General features: G+C 41.1%; 20 protein-coding genes. 12 read left to right on the plus strand and 8 right to left on the minus strand.

All coding sequences use genetic code 11. From position 1 onward, the window contains the following. The first annotated feature begins 45 nt into the window (after positions 1 to 45). Both AC4HAJ_RS03405 and AC4HAJ_RS03410 read left to right on the plus strand, forming a co-directional pair. A complete protein-coding gene (locus AC4HAJ_RS03405; RefSeq protein ID WP_491078759.1) occupies positions 46 to 1,029 on the plus strand; it encodes an aldo/keto reductase in 984 nt (327 codons plus the stop codon). Between the two features lies 1 nt (position 1,030). After that, positions 1,031 to 1,786 (plus strand): class I SAM-dependent methyltransferase, encoded by a 756-nt coding sequence (locus AC4HAJ_RS03410; protein ID WP_491078760.1) that lies wholly within the window; start codon positions 1,031 to 1,033, stop codon positions 1,784 to 1,786. 82 nt (positions 1,787 to 1,868) lie between these two features. Here the strand turns inward: AC4HAJ_RS03410 and AC4HAJ_RS03415 are convergent, their stop codons facing one another. The 4 genes from AC4HAJ_RS03415 to AC4HAJ_RS03430 form a co-directional block, all read right to left on the minus strand. Then, positions 1,869 to 2,996: a low temperature requirement protein A gene (locus AC4HAJ_RS03415; protein WP_491078761.1), complete on the minus strand. Its 1,128-nt coding sequence runs from the start codon at positions 2,994 to 2,996 to the stop codon at positions 1,869 to 1,871. Positions 2,997 to 3,008: 12 nt separating this feature from the next. Then, entirely contained in the window at positions 3,009 to 3,638 is a 630-nt protein-coding gene (locus AC4HAJ_RS03420; RefSeq protein ID WP_491078762.1) for a histidine phosphatase family protein, read from the minus strand. Between the two features lie 2 nt (positions 3,639 to 3,640). After that, the gene (locus tag AC4HAJ_RS03425; RefSeq protein ID WP_491078962.1) at positions 3,641 to 4,114 is read right to left on the minus strand and encodes an aminoacyl-tRNA deacylase; all 474 of its coding nucleotides are present in this window, start codon (positions 4,112 to 4,114) and stop codon (positions 3,641 to 3,643) included. 132 nt (positions 4,115 to 4,246) lie between these two features. Continuing rightward, positions 4,247 to 5,104, minus strand: a complete 858-nt coding sequence (locus AC4HAJ_RS03430; RefSeq protein ID WP_491078763.1) for a glycoside hydrolase family 25 protein — start codon at positions 5,102 to 5,104, stop codon at positions 4,247 to 4,249. A gap of 210 nt (positions 5,105 to 5,314) precedes the next feature. On the opposite strand from AC4HAJ_RS03430, the gene AC4HAJ_RS03435 reads away from it, so the two are divergent. From AC4HAJ_RS03435 to ftsY, 3 genes are read left to right on the plus strand one after another with little or no spacing between them, the layout of a single operon-like run. Beyond that, positions 5,315 to 6,112: a Cof-type HAD-IIB family hydrolase gene (locus AC4HAJ_RS03435; protein WP_491078764.1), complete on the plus strand. Its 798-nt coding sequence runs from the start codon at positions 5,315 to 5,317 to the stop codon at positions 6,110 to 6,112. Next, positions 6,113 to 6,925, plus strand: a complete 813-nt coding sequence (locus AC4HAJ_RS03440; protein WP_491078765.1) for a Cof-type HAD-IIB family hydrolase — start codon at positions 6,113 to 6,115, stop codon at positions 6,923 to 6,925. 20 nt (positions 6,926 to 6,945) lie between these two features. Then, complete coding sequence (gene ftsY, locus AC4HAJ_RS03445; protein ID WP_491078766.1) at positions 6,946 to 8,361, plus strand: signal recognition particle-docking protein FtsY; 1,416 nt, start codon at positions 6,946 to 6,948, stop codon at positions 8,359 to 8,361. A 343-nt stretch (positions 8,362 to 8,704) separates the two neighbouring features. Here ftsY and AC4HAJ_RS03450 read toward each other — a convergent pair whose 3' ends face one another. Genes AC4HAJ_RS03450 through AC4HAJ_RS03460 form a run of 3 tightly spaced genes read right to left on the minus strand, consistent with a single transcriptional unit; the run spans position 8,705 to position 10,542 of the window. Then, positions 8,705 to 9,517 (minus strand): TIGR03943 family putative permease subunit, encoded by an 813-nt coding sequence (locus tag AC4HAJ_RS03450; RefSeq protein WP_491078767.1) that lies wholly within the window; start codon positions 9,515 to 9,517, stop codon positions 8,705 to 8,707. Further along, complete coding sequence (locus AC4HAJ_RS03455) at positions 9,518 to 10,420, minus strand: permease (RefSeq protein WP_491078768.1); 903 nt, start codon at positions 10,418 to 10,420, stop codon at positions 9,518 to 9,520. Then, entirely contained in the window at positions 10,417 to 10,542 is a 126-nt protein-coding gene (locus AC4HAJ_RS03460) for an SPJ_0845 family protein (protein WP_491078769.1), read from the minus strand. The genes AC4HAJ_RS03455 and AC4HAJ_RS03460 overlap by 4 nt, the downstream gene beginning before the upstream one ends. A gap of 259 nt (positions 10,543 to 10,801) precedes the next feature. On the opposite strand from AC4HAJ_RS03460, the gene AC4HAJ_RS03465 reads away from it, so the two are divergent. From AC4HAJ_RS03465 to metG, 3 genes are all read left to right on the plus strand, one after another. After that, entirely contained in the window at positions 10,802 to 11,800 is a 999-nt protein-coding gene (locus AC4HAJ_RS03465; protein WP_491078770.1) for a hypothetical protein, read from the plus strand. A gap of 164 nt (positions 11,801 to 11,964) precedes the next feature. Next, entirely contained in the window at positions 11,965 to 12,858 is an 894-nt protein-coding gene (locus AC4HAJ_RS03470) for a hypothetical protein (RefSeq protein ID WP_491078771.1), read from the plus strand. 168 nt (positions 12,859 to 13,026) lie between these two features. Further along, positions 13,027 to 15,036, plus strand: a complete 2,010-nt coding sequence (gene metG / locus AC4HAJ_RS03475; RefSeq protein ID WP_491078772.1) for a methionine--tRNA ligase — start codon at positions 13,027 to 13,029, stop codon at positions 15,034 to 15,036. Between the two features lie 608 nt (positions 15,037 to 15,644). Here metG and AC4HAJ_RS03480 read toward each other — a convergent pair. After that, positions 15,645 to 16,100: a hypothetical protein gene (locus tag AC4HAJ_RS03480; RefSeq protein ID WP_491078773.1), complete on the minus strand. Its 456-nt coding sequence runs from the start codon at positions 16,098 to 16,100 to the stop codon at positions 15,645 to 15,647. Positions 16,101 to 16,380: 280 nt separating this feature from the next. On the opposite strand from AC4HAJ_RS03480, the gene AC4HAJ_RS03485 reads away from it, so the two are divergent. The 4 genes from AC4HAJ_RS03485 to macP all read left to right on the plus strand — a co-directional run bounded on the left by AC4HAJ_RS03485 (position 16,381) and on the right by macP (position 19,837). After that, the gene (locus AC4HAJ_RS03485) at positions 16,381 to 17,343 is read left to right on the plus strand and encodes a Gfo/Idh/MocA family protein (RefSeq protein ID WP_491078774.1); all 963 of its coding nucleotides are present in this window, start codon (positions 16,381 to 16,383) and stop codon (positions 17,341 to 17,343) included. 279 nt (positions 17,344 to 17,622) lie between these two features. Beyond that, positions 17,623 to 19,002, plus strand: a complete 1,380-nt coding sequence (gene glmU, locus AC4HAJ_RS03490) for a bifunctional UDP-N-acetylglucosamine diphosphorylase/glucosamine-1-phosphate N-acetyltransferase GlmU (RefSeq protein WP_491078775.1) — start codon at positions 17,623 to 17,625, stop codon at positions 19,000 to 19,002. A 12-nt stretch (positions 19,003 to 19,014) separates the two neighbouring features. Further along, on the plus strand, positions 19,015 to 19,569 hold the full coding sequence (locus tag AC4HAJ_RS03495; protein ID WP_491078776.1) for an NUDIX domain-containing protein: 555 nt from the start codon (positions 19,015 to 19,017) through the stop codon (positions 19,567 to 19,569). A gap of 10 nt (positions 19,570 to 19,579) precedes the next feature. Next, complete coding sequence (macP, locus tag AC4HAJ_RS03500; RefSeq protein WP_491078777.1) at positions 19,580 to 19,837, plus strand: cell wall synthase accessory phosphoprotein MacP; 258 nt, start codon at positions 19,580 to 19,582, stop codon at positions 19,835 to 19,837. Positions 19,838 to 19,849 lie beyond the last annotated feature (12 nt).

Below are 19,849 nucleotides of genomic sequence, written 5' to 3' on the forward strand. Positions count from 1 at the left end.
CATGATATAATAGTGGCGTCAAACTAGGATAAGAAAGGATTTTCGATGAAGTACAATCAACTAGGACATACAGATATGAAGATCAGCGAGGTTAGCCTAGGAACTTGGGCTCTTGGAGGAGATTGGGGTAATGTTGCCGAAGAGACATCCCTCAAAGCTCTCCATCATGCTGTGGATTCTGGGGTCAATTTTTTTGATACAGCAGATGTATATGGCAGTGGTCGCAGTGAGGAGATCATCGGCCAAGTATTAAAAGAACGTTCGGAAACAATCTATGTTGCAACTAAGTTCGGCCGTCGTGACAACTTTGCGGATCTTGCAAATTTCACCTATGACAAGGTGAAAAGCTACTGTGAGGATAGCCTAAGCCGCTTAGGAGTAGAAGCCATTGACCTTTACCAGATTCACTGCGCTAGTACAGAAGTTTTAGAAGATCAAGGGGTCTTTGCTGTTTTAGAGGATCTCAAAAAAGAAGGAAAAATTCGCTATTATGGAGTCAGTGTTGAGACTGATGCCCAAGGTCTTTTTGTCCTTGAAAACACCAAGGCCAGCAGCCTCCAGGTTATTGTCAATATCTTGCGTCAAAAACCAGTCGACCAGATGATTGCCCAGGCAGCTAAGCAAAATGTCGGCATCCTAGCCCGGGTACCGCTTGCTAGCGGTCTTTTGACAGGAAAATACAATAAAGACAGTCAATTCCCAGCCAATGACCACCGTAACTTTAATCGAGATGGTGCCGCCTTTAATGTCGGTGAGACCTTTGGCGGACTTCCCTTTGACAAGGCTATTGAGCTAGTAGACAAGCTAGCATGGATCAAGGAAGGCCGTAACAGTATGGCAGATGCAGCCCTGAAATGGATCCTGCAACAAAAAGGGATAACAGCTGTTATCCCAGGCTTTAAATCTATCCAGCAGATTGACACTAACCTTCAAGCCGCAGCTACCAAACCCTTTAGCCAAGAGGAGCTAGATCGTTTATCGACTTTCTATTGGCAAGAAGTCCACGATTTTATCCGTGGAGATTATTAAAGTGACAAGTTTTATTGTAACAACCAGCCTGAGACAAAATCCTAATCTGGTGGTTCAAGCCAAACGACTAGCTTGTGAGCAGAGGGCTATCTATATTGAGCGCCGGAAGTTATCACTAAGTAAGTTGATTAGCAATTATGGCCCAGCCTTGATTGTTTACCAAGATAAGTTGCTTTTTGTTCATACAGATGGAGCTCAGCTGTATTTTCACCCAGATACAGCCATGCTGAGAATGAAAGCCCCGCACGATCCCTTACTTGATCTCCTAGGGAAAGCCCCCCTGACGATTTTAGATACAACGATGGGGTTGGCTAGTGATAGTCTCCTTATGGCTAGCGCTGGTCATCAGGTGACAGCTCTAGAAGCTAGTCCCTTGATTCACTTGATCATTAGCCATGGGCTCAAGCATTTTGTTTCTGGCAATAAGCGATTAGATCAAGCAATGCGCTCACTAACATCCTATAACCAAGAAGCACTTGATTACATGATGACCCAGCCTGCCCAGTCAGTAGATGTAGTTTATGCTGATCCTATGTTTTCAAGCAGTATTCAGGAATCCCAGAATTTAGAAGGAATAAGGCCACTGGCTAAAGGAAACAGCCTCACTCCAGACTTTATCAAACAGGCTAGACGTCTAGCCAGAAAAGCGGTTATTATCAAAGCTCACTTTAAAGACACCATCTTTGAAGACTATGGTTTTGACCGTCAGGTGCGAAAAAATCAAAAATTCCATTATGGTATAGATAGGATCTGTTAGATTCCTTTAGATTTAATAATATCATCAAAAAATCCTTCTGCTCATTAGTTAGCAGAAGGATTTTTTAGACAGCTACGCAGAACTAAGATGTCTCTTGAGCCTTGGCTCTGGCTTTACGTCTGGCATGGAAATTCAGCCTTGGAATAATGAAGCAGACCCCAGCAAATATAGCTGCAAGGATCAAAGAAGAATGTCTAGTAGCGTACATAGCCAAGCAACCAATGGCTAGGACTCCCATGTAGGGAAGATAATTATTTCGAGCAAAGCGATAAAGCCTACGATTATAGATAGAAGTGGCATAGAGTGACGGATAAAAAATCGCTAGTCCCCCCAAAAATAAGCCCAGGCCGTAGCTCATGTGCTTAGGATCTGACAGACTTTCGATACCGCCTGTAACCAAGTTGATAGCAATAATCATCAAAAGGTGACTGTAGATCAAGACCAATCCCCTTGTCTCTTGATGCCGGTTAATAGTCAGATAAGTCTGGGAAATATAAGCCACAAACATGAAAGAAATCCCCGTAAAATAAAGGACCCCCAGAATGGGAGATTGATAGAGAGGATAGGTTCGAATTAGACCAGTAACGGTTTCTCCAAAGGTGATGATCATCAATAACTGGAAGCGCTCTACTAAGTGGGGAAAATTAATCCGCCGAATATCAAGAGATTGTTGAAAGAAAAGGGGAAGTAGCCAAGTCGCAAGCCAGAGCAGTAAAAAACGAGGATCATGATAATCAAACAGGCGGAAAACACCACTGACTAAGATAAGAGAACTGACATAGACTAGTAAAATCACTAATCGTTTCATAGAAGCAAGCATATCAGTATTAAAGCCAATTTTTCTTCCACGTAGGTAGTACTGACATAAAATGATAGCATGGGCTAGGAGCAAGAGACCGTTATAGATGAGATATTCTTTAATCGTGTAGTGACGCAGCCCTAGCATGAGGCCAAAATTACCAGAAATAAACATGGCAGGGATATTGAGATAGATATCCATCATATCAGATTCGCCATACTTATTGAGATAGATGGTTTGATAGACCCAGATAGACATTAAAAGGCTGGTCGATACGACAAAAGACGTCAAAAGTCCAAGATTGATTGAGTCAGTGTGCAAAAAATTAATCAAACGAGATATGGCTAGAACAAATACAAGATCGTAAAAGAGCTCATAATTGGTGACACGCTTGGCGGTAATTTTTGACATAACCCCTCCAGATTAAATAGGTTCTTTCTGATAAGAAGTATCATTCCATCTCAGGAGTGTGAAATGCTTGCCATCTGGGCTATCTAAAATAGTCAGACTAGCATTATCCAATCCTCCTTTTTGGCGTAACTCCCCAGGTTCTCCTCCTAGGAGGTAGTTGATAGCAGCAGTGAAGCAAGCACCGTGTCCAACTAATAATACTTTTTGATCCTTATCGTAATTCAGATCAGCTACGAAATCAGCGACACGTCTGGTAGCATGATAGACAGATTCTGCTTCAAAAAGCTCATTGTTGAAGCGCAGGAGATTGGTCCGAAAGGCTGTCATTTGATCCGGATAGATGGCTGATAAGAGGGAAAATTTTTGTCCCTCTAAACGGCCCAGATTCCATTCACTTAGGGCTGGTGTTGTAATGATAGCTGTCGGATGATGATTTTCTTGCATGATCAGATGGGCAGAAGATAAAGCACGATTGAGAGGACTCGAGTAGACTTGATCAAAGACAGTATCTGATAAATACTGTCCCAGTTCCTCAAGGATGATCGAGGACTCGGCTAAGAGCGGAGAATCTCCTCTAGCTCCCTGAAACCGCCCTTCCAGATTCCATTGAGTTTTTCCATGTCTGACAAAATATAACTGCATACCTACTCCTTAATATCAGCAAATTCAGCTGAGACAAAATCAGCTAGTACTTGAGAATCAATGCGAATAGAGCGCTTAAGCTCTCCTGCTGATACAATCATCTGCCCCATCTCAAGAGCAACAGTATCGATGTAAATAGGAAAATGGTGCTTTTGACGGATCCCAACAGGATTATTAGCACCGTGGACATAGCCTGTTGTTTTTTCGAGGTCCTTTTGAGGAATCATATGAACCTTTTTATTGCCAGATATCTGGGCCAACTTTTTTTCAGAAAGGTGCTCAGTGATGGGAACAATTCCGATAATAGGGCCTGTCTTATCACCGATCAAGGCCAAGGTTTTAAAGATTTCATGGCGCTCGATTCCCTGTGGAAGTTCCCCATCTAAGCCATTAAAGTCTAAGGAATCATGTGCGATTTTTGCCTTATCCAAAATTTGATCGACTAGTGTTTTTTTGGTTTTTTTCTTTTTAGCCATAGTTAGTCCTTTCTTTGTCATGATAATCAGTCTTATTATATCATAAGACTGATAAGAAAATTGCGCTACCAGACCTTGGTTTAAAGCTACAAAAACGTCAGGCTAAGTTGAAACTTAGTCTGACGTCTGCGTTTAATCTTTTTTATTAGCTGTACCAAATAATTTTTTATAAATGTCTTTGGGTTTTTTATTGGGATTGATTTGATTAAGATCTAAGACATTATCAAATCCTGGTAAAACACCTTGTGAGGTATACTGATGAAGATCGTAGTCAATGTCTGTAATCGGAGCTGCTTCGTAGTAACCTGAGTCAGAACCATAGGTAGGTAGCCAGACAGAATCAAACTTATCCACCGAGATCTCTTGCTCCAACATAAAATAAGGACCAATATAAATCCCAATGTTTTTAGCACCGAGATCCTTGAGCTCGTCTCTAAAGGCTTCAACCCCTTTATTCATATCTGACATGGTCTCTTCTTCCACATCGATCCAATAGTAGGTAGGCTTGTAAGGAGACGCCTTCTCGTAGAAAATACGGGCTTCCTCACGCATCTCTTTTTCAGAACTTCCAAGGGCATAACTGTAAACAGCTACAGGAACATCTCGCTTTTGGAATTCTTCAATATGTGTCTTAAAGGATTTATCGATACCTGTAGAATGGGCAGCATTACTATCTTTAGTAATCTGTGAACCTCCAAATACACGAACAATAGCACCAGAAATATTTTTGGAAAGAATATCATAATCTATTTGTTCGGGAAGCTGCCAACCTGAGACATCGATGATAGGCATTAAACTGTCGTCATCATTAGAACTTGTCGAAGATGATGCCGTCTGATTCATAGAGGTACTAGCCTGGGGAATGTTATTTTTTGCAGCTGCCAAACTGTGATTTTCAGATGAAATTTCCATTACAGCAAGGCAACTGATAAACAAACCAATTAGGGTCAGAAAGACATAAACGACAAGAGGTTTTAATCTTCTTCTCATTATCCTTATTGTAGCGTAATTATTGCCAAAAATCAAAGTACTAGATTTTTTCAAAAAAATATATTGAAAAACTAAGACTACGGTTATATCCTAGACAGGTGTCGAGCATCTTCCACTTACAAAAAGAATGGAATACTTGGATAAAAAAGCAGAAAAATGCCTAACTTTCTGATAAAATAGGGTACAGGAAACTTTAAGTGAGGGAAAACGATGACCGGCTTCAAGCTGATTGCAACAGATATGGATGGAACTTTTTTAAGAGAGGACAGCAGCTATGATCGTGAAAGACTGGCTAAGCTCCTACCTAAGTTCAAAGAAAAAGGACTTCTTTTCACCGTTGCTAGCGGACGTTCCATGTTAGCACTCAAAGAGATTTTCAAAGGATTTGAGGATAGCATCGCCTTTGTTGCTGAAAATGGTTCCTATGTTCAGTACCAAGATCAGATCCTCTTTGAAGCTAAGATGGCTCCCTCCCTCTATCGTCGGCTAGCCCAGACACTAGAAGACTTGCCAAATATGAATGGTTATATGTTCTCTGGCTTAAAGGGAGCCTACGTTTTAGAAGGCGCCAGTCAGTCTTATATGGATCATATGTCCCTCTACTATGAAAATATTCAAAAGATTGCTAGTCTAGATGATATCGATGATGACATCTTGAAACTGACTGTAGATTTTACAGAAGATACTGTCAGGGAGCGTGAGGAGTGGATTACACAAGAGTTCCAAGGACTGACAGCTCTGACCACAGGCTTTGTTTCTATGGATATTATTCTAGACCATGTGGACAAATCTGTTGGTCTTAAGGGGATGTGCCAGCATTTAGGAATAGAATCCAGTCAGATTTTGGCCTTTGGTGATAATATGAATGATTATCAGATGATGCAGCTAGCTGGTAAGGCTATCGCAACAGCAAATGCTAGAGACGAGATCAAGGCTATCAGCCATGAAATCATTGGTCATTGCAACGACCAGGCAGTGCTCACCTATATGGAAAGTTTGGTGAGTTAGATGTCAGACATACGCCTTATCGCCCTGGATTTAGATGGGACTTTGTTCAACGCAGAAAAAAAGGTCACAGCTGCCAATCGTCAGGCTATCTTAGAAGCAAAGAAAAAAGATGTGAAGGTCGTGATTACGACAGGTCGCCCTTTAGCAGCTATTGGAAATCTACTAGACCATCTTGGTCTACTTAGTGATGACGACTATAGTATTACCTTTAATGGTGGTCTGGTACAGAAAAATACCGGTCAAGTACTATCCAAGAAATGCTTGAGCTTAGATGAGATCCAACAAATTCAGTCTATACTTGAGCCTCTTGCCTTGCCCGTAGATATCTTGAGTGACGATCTGGTCTACAGCCTAGCCAGTCAAGGCAAGCATTCTAACTATCCTCAAGCTAATCCCTTGCTATCCTTTAGAGAGATTCTGAGTTTAGATCAGCTGCCGATAGATAGAGATTATAATAAAATTGTCACGGTCTGCGATCAAGACTATCTAGATCAACGACTAGATCAACTTCCAAAGCATCTCTACCAACAGTTTGATGCCTTCAAGTCCAGAGAGATTATCTTTGAAATCATGCCCAAGGGTGTAAATAAGGCTGCTGGACTCGAAATACTGTGTCAGCGACTGGGAATCTCCAGGCAGCAAGTGATGGCCTTAGGAGACGAAGCCAATGATGTCAGTATGCTCAAGTGGGCAGGGCTGGGTTTAGCTATGGCTAATGCCACCCCCTTAGCTCAAGCTGCTGCAGATATTGTGATAAAGTATTCAAATGAGAATTCAGGCGTCGCTCGAGCGATCAGCCAGTATGTATTATAAATTTTAAGGAGAAGATTATTATGGGTTTATTTGATAGATTATTTGGTGGGAAGAAAGAAAATCAAACATCAAGCAGTGAGGAATTACAGCAGTCACTATCTGAGTCTCTGTCGCAGTCACCTGAAAGGTCTCAGGCAGCAACTTCATCTGCCCTTGACACTTCAGAAATTGACTCCCTATCAGAACTGCTAGATAGTCAAGAAGCATCACAGTCAATGAGCCATTCAGAAGTACCGTTTGTAGATCCAGAGTGGGTAGATAAGGTCTTGGACTCTAATAACTTTATGGCAGATTACAATGCGGTGAAAGCCTCACTCGCTGAGGAGACAGGTCTGATCTCAGAAGAAGAAAAGAGATCAGAAACTGACCAGGCAGTATCCTCAGAAGAAAGTAGCCAGTCCCAAGATTGGCCTGCTTCAGAAGAAGCTCCCAGTAATCACAAAGAAGCTGACATAGAGAACCAAATAGAAGCGGCAAATGATACTCCTGCACAGTCAGATGATTATCAAGAAACAGAGCAAGAAAAATACCAACGGACACTCAAAAAAACTCGCAAAGGCTTTGGTGCTCGTCTAAATGCTTTTTTCGCTAATTTCCGCAATGTAGATGAGCAATTTTTTGAGGATCTTGAAGAGCTTCTGATCTTATCTGATGTTGGCGTACAGGTAGCAACAAACCTAACAGAAGAGCTTAAACATGAAGTTAAGTTAGAAAATGTGAAGAAATCGGAAGATGTTCGTCGTGTTGTCCTTGAAAAACTAGTCGACATCTATGAAAAAGATGGCCAATACAATGAGCGTATCAATTTTCAAGATGACTTGACGATTATGCTCTTTGTTGGAGTCAATGGTGTGGGTAAGACAACATCGATTGGAAAATTGGCTCATAAATATAAAGCTCAAGGCAAAAAAGTTATGCTGGTAGCCGCTGATACCTTTCGTGCGGGGGCAGTTGCCCAGTTGGTAGAGTGGGGTCAGCGAGTAGAGGTCCCAGTTATTACTGGCGGCGAGAAGGCAGATGCTGCCAGCGTTGTCTTTGACGGTGTTGAAAAAGCCGTCCAAGAGGGTGTCGATATTCTGATGATTGACACAGCAGGTCGCTTGCAAAATAAAGACAATCTTATGGCAGAGTTGGAAAAAATTGGGCGCATTATCAAGCGTGTCGTTCCAGAGGCGCCACATGAAACGCTTCTCGCCTTAGATGCTTCGACTGGTCAAAATGCACTCAGTCAAGCCAAGGAATTTTCAAAGATTACCCCTCTGACAGGTATTGTTTTGACAAAACTTGACGGTACAGCCAAGGGTGGTATTGTCCTAGCTATCCGTCAAGAATTAGATATTCCAGTGAAGTACATCGGTTTTGGTGAAAAAATTGATGATATCGGTGAGTTCCATTCATCTGATTTTATGCAAGGCCTCCTAGATGGTCTCCTCTAAGCAGAGATGATAAATTAGTAGTGGTATACTATTTATTTAAATCCATAAGAAAAGCCTGTCAAAAAGACAGGCTTTTCTTATATCGGCTCATTTATGTGGAGAATAAAATGAGCGTCAATGAAGTAGTAGTTATTAGGATGTAATATTAGTGGGACGCTAGAAAACTTATAAGGTCAAATTAGGAAAGAATAATTACATTGGAAAAGAATGAAAGTTATCTAGACTTGCAACAACTAACCTTACATCTGGAATAATTGTATCTTAATATTAAAAAAAGCAAAGAGGAATATCCTCAAATGCTATTTTTTTATCATAAAATGTTTTTAGTGATTTCATGAAGAAGCTAAAAGATACGATAAACATAAGGATTATCTGGCTTAGGGACAGTGTGATCTTGACTAACATCCAGAACAGGTAATGTCTGATCAAGTTCCTTATTGTATTCCAGGTGTAGTTTTCCGGTGACCTTGACCCAAGTATTATCGGGATAGTTGGATGTCAGATTACTTGTTGAAAGTCCGTAAACTCCGGAATCGGCAATGCAATGGATAATACCGAAACGAAAGAGGAATTGATGGTTTTTTTGAGAGGGATCGTCAAAGATAAAGCCAGTGTAGGTGATAGTCTTATCAACAAAGCGATCAGGATAGAGGTAGATAAGTTCCATGACTTCCATATAATTCTCAGTCGTAATAGTGATCTGATCCTGTTTAAGGTAGGGTTTTAGCTCTTTTGTCATCTCTGCCTGATAGGCTGATGAAGTAAAATAAGCAGAAGTATCTGGTTTTAAATATTGAACCGTGGTGCCATCATCACTGGTACCACGAGTAGATTCAGCTGCTAGTGGGAAATTGTAACCCTTAGCTGAGACAGTGGTGGAATCGAGACTAACTGTAGGCACCAAGATCCCAACGAGGATAGGAAAAGCCAATGCTCCGACACTTACTGCCTTAGCAAGAAAGCCATGCAGATGGCTATGAACCTTTAGTTGTTTCACCCAAATAATCAGCTGTACTATAGCTAAAACGAAGGATAAAATCATAGAGAGATAGGCTAAATAGGTATAGTGTGTATTGATATATTGACTCAGCTTACCAGTGAGATAGAGGTACATGCTGAGTTCAAAATAACCTGCTAATATTAAAAATCGTAGCATCTATAAGGCTCCTACAATCAGAGTGTAAAGTATAATGACTAGACTTGAAAGACCGACGAATTGACCAATAAATCTAGGTTTAAAAGATTTAGCCATCATCATAAGATTTTTGATATCAACCATAGGCCCGATGAGCAAGAAAGCTAAAACAGGTCCAGCGCCAAAGGTCGATAAGAGGCTAGCACCGATAAAGGCATCTGCTTCGCTACATAGTGACAAGACAAAGGCCAATAGCATCAAAACCAAGATAGCTAGGAAGGGGGAACTCCCTAAGGTCCGAAGAAAATGAGTTGGGAGGTAGATCTGCATACCAGAAGCTACCAAGCTCCCAAAGATAAGGTAACGCCCCGTATCGAAAAACTCATCAATAGCATAGACTAGAGCTTTAAAGATCTTTTGTCTTTGTGTGAGCAAACTGACATCTTCTTGTGGATGCGCCTGATAAGTCTGACTTAAAATATGCTCATCTGTAAAAAAGCCAAGCAAAATACCCAGGCAGCTAGCCACCAAGAGAGCACCTACCAAGCGCAGACTTACGATATAAAAAGAATTTCCGAAGGCAGTATAAGTCGCAAAGAGCACAATAGGATTGATGATAGGAGCTGTTGCTAGAAAGGGAACAGCTGTATAGCTTGGAACCTTCTTTTCTAAAAATCTCGTCACGATAGGCACAATACCGCATTCACAAGAGGGAAAGACAAAGCCAATCAGACTACCAAAAAGGATCCTAAGAAATTTGTTCTTGGGCAGATAGCGGTTGACCAGATCAGGAGTTACATAGATATGGATACAACCAGCTAAAATCGATCCTAGTAAAACAAAAGGCAGTGCCTCAATGATGATAGACAAGAAGATGGCTAACCATTGAAGGACACTGTCTGGTAAGTGATTAAAGATACTCATTTGTCTGCTTGATCTTTCTTCTTGTCAGCTTTAGGATCTTTACCACCTTCAAAATCAGGAAAGCTAGCAAAGCCCTCTAGCATCTTTTCCAGTTGATCATTTTTCTTATACTCAATAGCCATAAACGCCTCCTTTAGTTTTCTATATTATACTATATTTCAGATTCAAATTCTTGATTTAATCATAGAGGACAATCAATCAATAATAATCAGGATTAAAGGTCTAATTTTTTTGGGAGTCAAATGGTAGAGTTTGAATCAAAGGGCACTTATTGATAAAATTTAGTTATTTTTTAAAATATTTGCCTGAGTTTGCTATAATCGGAGCTTTTTCTATGGTATAATAAAAGATGACAAAACGATTACGAGGAATCAAAAAGTAATGAATCAAAAAGAATGGATGGATCTGTTTCAGTCGGTCAATGGACGTATGCCGACCGATGAAGAAGTGCAAGCAGCACGACAAGCAGGAATCTGGGGAGGCGAAACAATCGCTGAACCTCAGATGCCACAAGCAAATGCCGCTCAATCATCTATTCCATCAGATGATAAAGCGCCGAGTGCTTTTGACAGACAACAGCCGATCAAACGTGCTACTTTTGGCGGTGTTTTTCAAGCACCATCTGCTCAAGCGACTTCTACCCCCCACTCTTATACAGTAGGCGCACACCAAAAGAAGAGTGTGACTACCGTTTCTGTGCCAACTCCCAAATATAATCGCAAGGCAAAAATCGCTAAGATATTTGCGGTAGTGTTGGTCTTTTTCTCGCTGATGTCAGCAGTAGCCGGCGGTGCAGCTTGGTGGCGTTATAGCTCAGCTGATATCACCGGAACTTGGGAATTGACCCGCTGGGACTACTACAATAGAGAGAGCAGCAAATGGATTGATGTCATTGCCAATTATCAGGATAATGATTTCACCTATGCAGACTATATCACCATTGATGACAAGGGAAACTTCCAAGAAGATTCTTACTACTATATCAATGATCATAAAGATCAGCCTTATCTTTCTTTGGGAAGCTACCTAGACGATGAGTACATCGTTAATCAATGGGATAAGTCTATTGAGATTAATAAGTCGCCGACCCTATTTAAACAGCGGGTCAGAGATACACTGGAAAAAGACTTAAGCGGTTACTATGACTATGTCAAATCCGCTGATGTTAATGAAGACATCCGTAGCCTAACAGACAATCTAAACTTCACCCGAACTTATACGGTCAAAGGGGAGACACTAACCATTTTAACCAAAGATGTCAATGATCGAACTATATCTAAGGCAGTCTACAAGCGTCTTTCAGATGATGATGCAAAGACCCTAGTAAGTACCTTTGAAGAATTCAAATCCTTGTTTGAAAAGAATTATCATATCAAATAAAAGACGAGTCTGGAGCCTAGTGGCTCCAGACTCTCACTTTATGACAGTCTTCCTATTTAACAAGTATTTTCCGTGTTTGACTAGGTCTTAGTCATTCTCTTTAGGACTTACGGATAAATCAAAGTAATGAAGTTGATTGTTTAGAGAGGAATAGAAGGAGTGGTATGAAACAAGAAGAATGGATCCGTCGCTATCGTGATCTGAATGCTCAAGAGCCTAGCGCTGAGGAGATAGAGGCAGCCGTAAAAACAGGTGCTATAAGCACGTCGAGCTCAGAACAATCTCTACAAACAATAAAAAGTGATGACGAAAAGAGTGTAACCCTAAGGTCAAATTTCAAGTCCTTGAGCCAAAACAGATTTTTTCCACCAAAATCTTATACTGCCTTGTTAAAGTTTTTAGCAGTAGTCGTCTATGCTATAGTGGCTATCGCAGCTTTCGTGATTACAGGTCTTTACTGGAAATCCTACAATGATGCCAATATAGAAGGAACATGGGAGCAAACGACTTTAACTTATTATGATGCCCAAAGCGACTCGTGGAAAGATGCCTTCAAAGCAGCCAGAAATAATGACTATACTTACTTAGGCCTCCTGACAGTTGATGAGGAGAGACATTTCAATGAAACAGGGCTTTATTATGCTTTACAAGGGACCTTTGAAGACTACCCTGTGGTGACAGTTAAGAGTTATCTAACGGATTTTTATAGAGTCAATCAATGGAATAAAACAATAGAAATTGATGTATCCAGTAAAGCCTTTGAAAAAAATACTAAAAAAATTCTCAATACCAAACTGAAGAGTTACTACAAACGTGCACCTGATGTCAATCTAAAGAAGGATGTGGCTAGAGCCAAACTCCTCTACACCTATGATATTAACTACCGTGTCGATGGAGATCATCTGACCATTTATACAAGAAATGCTGCAGGTAAGCTAGTGCGTAAAGCCACCTATAAACGTATTACCGGAAAGCGTTTGAGCAAGGTCAAAAAAATTCGTCAGCATATTAAATCAAAGTTTGAGCATAATTATATGATTAATCTTAAGGCAAAATAAGACGATCTAACTCGGATAAATAACTCCTCTCTGGCTCTAGGATCCCAGTATTCCACCTTTTGTGACTAGCTAAATTGTGGTATAATAAGCGTCGATAACGCTAAGATTCATAGGACAAAACCTTGAAATATAAAGGCGATCGTCCATGTAGAATCGAAAGGAATTCACATGTCTAATAAAACATTTTATGTCACGACCCCTATTTATTACCCATCGGGGAAATTGCACATTGGTTCAGCTTATACAACGATTGCTTGTGACGTTTTAGCACGTTACAAGCGTTTGATGGGCTACGATGTTCGTTATTTGACTGGTCTTGATGAGCACGGTCAAAAGATTCAGGACAAGGCCCAAGAAGCTGGCCTAACCCCTCAAGATTATGTTGATGAAATGGCAAAGGGAGTCAAGGAGCTTTGGAAGCTCTTGGACATTTCCTATGACCAGTTTATCCGCACGACAGATACCTTCCACGAAAAGACAGTTGAGCAGATTTTTGAACAATTACTTGCTCAAGGAGATATTTATTTAGGCGAATATACAGGTTGGTACTCAGTTGCAGATGAAGAGTTCTTTACAGAAAGTCAACTATCCGAAGTCTTTCGAGATGAGCAAGGAAATATGATCGGTGGGATTGCTCCATCTGGTCACCAAGTTGAAAAGGTTTCAGAAGAGTCTTATTTCTTTCGCATGAGCAAATATGCAGACCGCTTAGTTGCCTACTATAAAGAACACCCAGAGTTTATCCAGCCAGATGGTCGGATGAATGAAATGCTCAAAAACTTTATCGAGCCGGGTTTGGAAGATTTAGCAGTATCCCGGACAACCTTCACTTGGGGAGTCAAGGTTCCTTCTAATCCTAAACATGTTGTCTATGTTTGGATCGATGCACTTTCTAACTATATTACAGCTTTAGGTTATGGTCAGGAAAACCATACCGACTTTGACAAATTCTGGCACAATGATGAGGATCATGAAGTCCTCCATATGATTGGTAAGGATATTCTACGTTTCCACTCGATTTACTGGCCAATTATGCTGATGGCACTTGACCTGCCCCTACCAACTCGCTTAGTCGCCCATGGCTGGTTTGTCATGCAAGATGGTAAAATGTCTAAATCCAAGGGCAATGTAGTTTATCCAGAGATGCTGGTTGAGCGATTTGGTCTGGATCCTTTGCGCTACTACCTGATGCGCTCCCTACCTGTGGGGTCAGATGGGACCTTTACTCCAGAGGATTATCTTGGTCGTATCAACTATGAGTTGGCTAATGACCTGGGCAACTTGCTCAATCGTACCATTGCTATGATTAACAAGTACTTTGATGGTCAGGTGCCTGCCTATGTGGAAAACGTTACGGATTTTGATGCTGACTTGGCCAAGGTAGTCGCAAAAAACCTCTCAGACTATCATAAACAAATGGAAGCTGTTGATTTCCCACGGGCCTTAGATGCTGTATGGACCATCATCTCTCGAACCAATAAGTACATTGATGAAACAGCTCCATGGACCCTAGCAAAAGAAGAGGCTGATAAAGAAAAACTGGCCTCAGTCATGGCGCATTTGGCAGCAAGCCTACGGGTGGTCGCTCACTTATTGCAGCCTTTTATGATGCAGACCTCAACAGCTATCATGGAGCAGCTAGGACTCGGTCAAAACTTCCAAATGCAAGACCTTAAGCTATCAGGCTTCCCGGACAATACGCAAGTTGTTGCTAAAGGAACCCCGATCTTCCCCCGCCTTGATATGGATGAAGAGATCGCTTATATTAAAGAGCAAATGGCATCCAATCAACCACAAGTCGAAAAAGAGTGGATTCCTGAGGAGGTTGAGCTGAAATCAAGCAAGGCCGATATCAAATTTGACACCTTTGATGCTGCTGAAATTCGTGTCGCAGAAGTCAAGGAAGTCAAAAAAGTGCCAGGTTCTGATAAGCTTCTTTGCTTCCGCCTAGATGCTGGTGATGGAGAAGATCGTCAGATCCTATCGGGGATTGCTAAATTTTACCCTAATGAGCAAGCACTAGTTGGTAAGAAACTTCAAATTGTCGCCAACCTAAAACCACGTAAAATGATGAGGAAATACATTAGTCAAGGAATGATTCTCTCAGCTGAACACGATGGCAAACTGACCGTTCTAACGGTGGATCCATCTATTCCAAATGGCTCTATCATCGGATAATATTCAAAAAGAGAGTGGGACAGAAATCAATAATTCGAAGTATTTGATTTCGTTGTCTCACCTCCGCACAGTTGGTTAGGATAGCCGCTATCACTTGCATGGCAAGGGATAAGGATATCCAACCAACCACTGCGCCTAGCAAATAAAATTGACCAAATAAATAAGGCTGAGAACTTTTGTCTCAGTCTCTTTTGAATTTTAAAACGTTCACTTGACCAACAGCATAATACCGCAGATACAAAACAAAAGGGAAATAGAGATATTAAGGCTCAGGCAGATGAAATTACCAGTGCTAATCCTAGGATAGTGGATGAGTGCACTAAACCCCATTCGTCTAGGTAGTAAAAGAGAGACAGTAGATAGCACTATACAAGCAGGTGCAGTAAAAACACAGAACCATAGCCAAACTAAACTGATGGCTGACAAAAATGAAAACCAATAAGATGGATTAGACGACCTGAAGTTTAAGGCAAAAGCAAGGAGTAAAATAAAGGCCATAAAAGCATTAAAAGCAGTGAGTCCAAAACTGATAAATGCTAACATCTTAGGACTTTTTAGTAATAGCAGACTAGGACGATAGGTATTCATGAGAAGCATAACCTCTTATATTAACTGAATAATAGTAGAGTTATTGGAGTGATAAGAAAAAGCGAAATAGAATTAAGAATGATCAGAATAATATTTGAAATCTCGGTAAAAAGATTAGTTGGTTGTCCGAGTGTTTTAGTCCTTCGATAAACGTTGAGGCTTATAATAGATAAAATCAAACTATTAACTATAGCTACAAAGCTCAGAATAAAAACAACATAGAAAGTTAAAAGTAAAGGTGCAATCTCAGCAAGTGCAAACAAGATAGTAATGATTGGGAAGATCTCGGATATCTCGTCTGGTGGATGCTCATGTACAGGAAATGTATCAAGATAGAAAACTGCTATAATGGTAAGCAAGATCGGGCTGAGAAAAGATAACCAGGCAATAGAGGTCAGAATATTAGCAATAGGAAAAGATTTCGGAACAGATGTAGATGAGCCTGGGTAGATAGGTTTAGAAATCGAAGGAGTCATACGCATATATAGCTCTCCTTTAGGAAGATTAATATTAATATAGGAATGTATACAGGATTTTACCTTAGTGTAACAGACTACAATCTGGGAGTCAACAAAAATTAACAAAAACTTAAAAAATAAACATCCTAAGGCTGGAAAAAATCAGCGCCTAACAGCGAGAGCTCTAAAATGGTCGACCTAATTCCGATGATAAAGAAATCACCAAAGAATACGCACCAAAACCTGACGATGCCTTGACATCATGTTAAAATAAGAAAAAAGATATGGAGGTGTTCCGATGCACTTAGCTTTATTAGGGACAGGCATGATTGTAAAAGAGGTTTTACCCGTACTAGAAACGGTTGATGGTATTGTATTAGAGGCAATCTTATCAACTCCCCGATCAATAGAGACGGCAGAACAGCTAGCTGAGCGCTACAGCATCCCACAAGCAACCAGTGATTACCAGGAGGTTTTAGCCAATAAAGCTGTGGATACAATCTACATCGCAACCCCTAATCACACCCACTATGACTATGCTAAAGAAGCCCTAAAAGCAGGTAAGCACGTGATCTGTGAAAAGCCTTTTACCATGACTAGCCGAGAGTTAGAGGAATTAACAGAAATCACCAAAGCCCAAGGCTGCTTTTTATTTGAAGCTATCACCAACCAATACCTAGCTAATTTTTACGTCATGAAAGAGCATTTAGATGATATTGGAGATATAAAGATTGTAACCTGCAATTATTCCCAGTATTCTTCACGCTATGACGCCTTTAAAAGAGGAGAGATCGCACCTGTTTTTAATCCAGAAATGGGCGGTGGAGCCCTGCGTGACCTCAATATCTACAATATCCACCTTTTGGTCGGTCTCTTTGGGAAACCCCAATCAGTCAATTACTTAGCCAATGTAGAGCGTGGTATTGACACTTCGGGCGTATTGCTAATGGACTTTAAGGACTTTAAGGCAGTCAGTGTCGGTGCTAAAGATTCTTCGGCAGAAATCCGCTCAACTATCCAAGGAACCAAGGGATCTATAACCCTGCTGGGACCAAGTAATAGCATGCCAGAAGTTTACCTAACGCTAAATGGTCAACCCGCTCAGAATTTGACAATTAAAGATTCACATCATCGTATGTACCAAGAGTTCGTCGCTTTTCAGAAGATGATGGCGCAAAACGATCACATAGCAGCAACTAAGGCACTGGATCACAGTCGTCAAGTTATGGCAGTACTGGATCAAGCTGTGACTAATTTCTAAAGAAAAAAGTGGAGGGGAGTCAACCGGTAGTGGTTAGCACCTCATACACTGTACATGAGTAAGACTCTTGGCAACTAGAAAGTCATACTCCCCACCGCTGCGCCATTCTGGTAAATCCAGAAGCAATACAAACAAGTCCTAACTTTTGTCCCAGACGCTTTTCCCTAGCTGATTTATGACAGATGACCTAGGAAAACCCCCGAAAATGTGATAGACTATTAGCGATTATAAGAGTAAAAAAGTGTGCCCAAGCCCACTTTTTTGAAAGGAAATTCAACTATGTCAAACTATGCTATTATTCTAGCAGCAGGTAAGGGAACACGTATGAAATCTGATTTACCCAAGGTCCTGCATAAGGTTGCAGGGATTAGCATGCTAGAGCATGTCTTTAGCAGTGTTTCAGCGATTTCACCAGAAAAAACAGTGACAGTTGTTGGTCACAAGGCCGATAAGGTTCAAGAAGTCTTGGAGGGGCAATCTGCCTTTGCACTGCAAACTGAGCAGCTAGGAACTGGACACGCAGTGATGATGGCTGAAAAGCATCTTGCTGGCTTAGAAGGACATACCTTGGTTATCGCTGGTGATACTCCTTTAATCACAGGAGATAGCCTAAAAGAGCTGATCCAGTTTCATATCAATCACAAAAATGTAGCGACTATTTTAACAGCGACCGCACAGGATCCTCACGGCTATGGTCGGATTATCCGAAATAAAAATGGTGAGGTCACCAAGATTGTTGAGCAAAAGGATGCTTCAGAGTTTGAGCAGCAGGTCAAGGAAATCAATACAGGAACCTATCTATTTGACAACAAGCGCCTGTTTGAAGCCCTTAAAGATATCAATACAGACAATGCCCAAGGTGAGTACTATCTAACCGATGTGATTGCTATTTTTCGTGAAAATGGAGAGAAAGTCGGAGCCTTTACTCTGGAAGATTTCAATGAAAGTCTCGGCGTCAATGACCGTGTCGCTCTTGAAACAGCTGAGCGTGTGATGCGCCAGCGCATCAACCACAATCACATGGTCAACGGGGTCACTTTCCAAGATGCAGAACGCACCTACATAGATGTAGATGTCCAGATAGAGCCAGATGTCCTCATTGAAGCCAATGTCACCCTAAAAGGCAATACTAAGATTGCCAGCCAAGTTGTACTAACCAATGGAACTCAGATTATCGACTCTGTCATTGCTAAAGGGACTGTCATTACTAATTCTGTAATAGAATCTTCTATTATTGAAAACGATGTTACCATCGGGCCCTATGCCCATCTACGCCCAGACTCCCACATTGACGCAGGTGTTCATATTGGAAACTTCGTCGAGGTTAAGGCGTCCCATCTCCAATCAGGTGTCAAGGCAGGCCACCTCACTTATATTGGTAATGCAGAGGTTGGTCAAGGGACAAATTTTGGTGCGGGAACTATTATTGCTAATTATGATGGTAAGCATAAATTCCAAACCAAAGTGGGAAATCATGTCTTTATTGGCAGCAACTCGACGCTGATTGCCCCTCTTGAAATTGGGGATGGTGCTTTGACAGCAGCTGGTTCAGTTGTTTATGAAGATGTTCCGACAGACAGCATTGCGATTGCCCGTGGCCGTCAGGTCAATAAAGAAGGCTATGCTCAAGACAAACCCCATCATCCTTCTCAGCATTAAGGAGTAGATTCAATGGATTTTGAAGAGAAGACCCTCTCAAGACAAACAATTTTTGAAGGACAAGTGATTACAGTCGCCAAGGATCAAGTCAGCCTACCAGATGGACAAACCTCCTACCGAGAATTAGTCTTTCACAAGGGAGCCGTAGCTGTTTTAGCCTTAACACCTGAAAATAAGGTGATTATGGTCAAACAGTATCGCAAGGCTATTGAAAACATCTCGCTTGAAATACCTGCAGGTAAGTTGGAAAACGGTGAGGCAGGTTACGAAGATCAGGCTGCTCTGCGTGAGCTGGAAGAGGAAACTGGTTATACAGCAGGAAAACTTGAAAAATTATACGATTTTTATACCGCTATTGGTTTCAGCAATGAACGTATAAGGCTTTATTTGGCCAAGGATCTGATGAAAGTGGAGAACCCGCGTCCCAAAGATGAGGATGAATTCATAGAGCTTCTGGCCTTGAGTCCTGATGACTGTCTGAGAATGATAGACAAAGGAGAAGTGGTGGATGCTAAGACCCTAATAGCCTTGCAGTATCTAGCTTTGCACCCAGAAATCTTAAGATAAAGGAGTTGTCATGGCAAAACCATTACTAACCGATGAGATTATTGAGAATGCCAAGCGCAATCAAGCCTTGGAGTCTGACGATAGTTATTCTCAAGATACACAGATCTATCTGGACATGGATGATATTGTCTATGAAAAAGGTTACACCTATAAAAGTCGTCGCATTGAGAATGCTAAGCGAAATGCTTTTCAATCCAAGCTCAATAAGATTTTACTCATTGTTATTGTCTTATTGGCTCTATTGATTTTTGCTATATTTACTTGGTAAAATCGCCCCACT

The organism is Streptococcus sp. ALY_211 (assembly GCF_058314555.1).

Coding starts and splice junctions, on each gene's coding strand:
- AC4HAJ_RS03405 (WP_491078759.1), top strand. CDS start 46: ATGAAGTACAATCAACTAGGACATACAGATATGAAGATCAGCGAGGTT.
- AC4HAJ_RS03415 (WP_491078761.1), bottom strand. CDS start 2,996: ATGTCAAAAATTACCGCCAAGCGTGTCACCAATTATGAGCTCTTTTAC.
- AC4HAJ_RS03420 (WP_491078762.1), bottom strand. CDS start 3,638: ATGCAGTTATATTTTGTCAGACATGGAAAAACTCAATGGAATCTGGAA.
- AC4HAJ_RS03425 (WP_491078962.1), bottom strand. CDS start 4,114: ATGGCTAAAAAGAAAAAAACCAAAAAAACACTAGTCGATCAAATTTTG.
- AC4HAJ_RS03430 (WP_491078763.1), bottom strand. CDS start 5,104: ATGAGAAGAAGATTAAAACCTCTTGTCGTTTATGTCTTTCTGACCCTA.
- AC4HAJ_RS03435 (WP_491078764.1), top strand. CDS start 5,315: ATGACCGGCTTCAAGCTGATTGCAACAGATATGGATGGAACTTTTTTA.
- AC4HAJ_RS03440 (WP_491078765.1), top strand. CDS start 6,113: ATGTCAGACATACGCCTTATCGCCCTGGATTTAGATGGGACTTTGTTC.
- ftsY (WP_491078766.1), top strand. CDS start 6,946: ATGGGTTTATTTGATAGATTATTTGGTGGGAAGAAAGAAAATCAAACA.
- AC4HAJ_RS03450 (WP_491078767.1), bottom strand. CDS start 9,517: ATGCTACGATTTTTAATATTAGCAGGTTATTTTGAACTCAGCATGTAC.
- AC4HAJ_RS03455 (WP_491078768.1), bottom strand. CDS start 10,420: ATGAGTATCTTTAATCACTTACCAGACAGTGTCCTTCAATGGTTAGCC.
- AC4HAJ_RS03460 (WP_491078769.1), bottom strand. CDS start 10,542: ATGGCTATTGAGTATAAGAAAAATGATCAACTGGAAAAGATGCTAGAG.
- AC4HAJ_RS03465 (WP_491078770.1), top strand. CDS start 10,802: ATGAATCAAAAAGAATGGATGGATCTGTTTCAGTCGGTCAATGGACGT.
- AC4HAJ_RS03470 (WP_491078771.1), top strand. CDS start 11,965: ATGAAACAAGAAGAATGGATCCGTCGCTATCGTGATCTGAATGCTCAA.
- metG (WP_491078772.1), top strand. CDS start 13,027: ATGTCTAATAAAACATTTTATGTCACGACCCCTATTTATTACCCATCG.
- AC4HAJ_RS03480 (WP_491078773.1), bottom strand. CDS start 16,100: ATGACTCCTTCGATTTCTAAACCTATCTACCCAGGCTCATCTACATCT.
- AC4HAJ_RS03485 (WP_491078774.1), top strand. CDS start 16,381: ATGCACTTAGCTTTATTAGGGACAGGCATGATTGTAAAAGAGGTTTTA.
- glmU (WP_491078775.1), top strand. CDS start 17,623: ATGTCAAACTATGCTATTATTCTAGCAGCAGGTAAGGGAACACGTATG.
- AC4HAJ_RS03495 (WP_491078776.1), top strand. CDS start 19,015: ATGGATTTTGAAGAGAAGACCCTCTCAAGACAAACAATTTTTGAAGGA.
- macP (WP_491078777.1), top strand. CDS start 19,580: ATGGCAAAACCATTACTAACCGATGAGATTATTGAGAATGCCAAGCGC.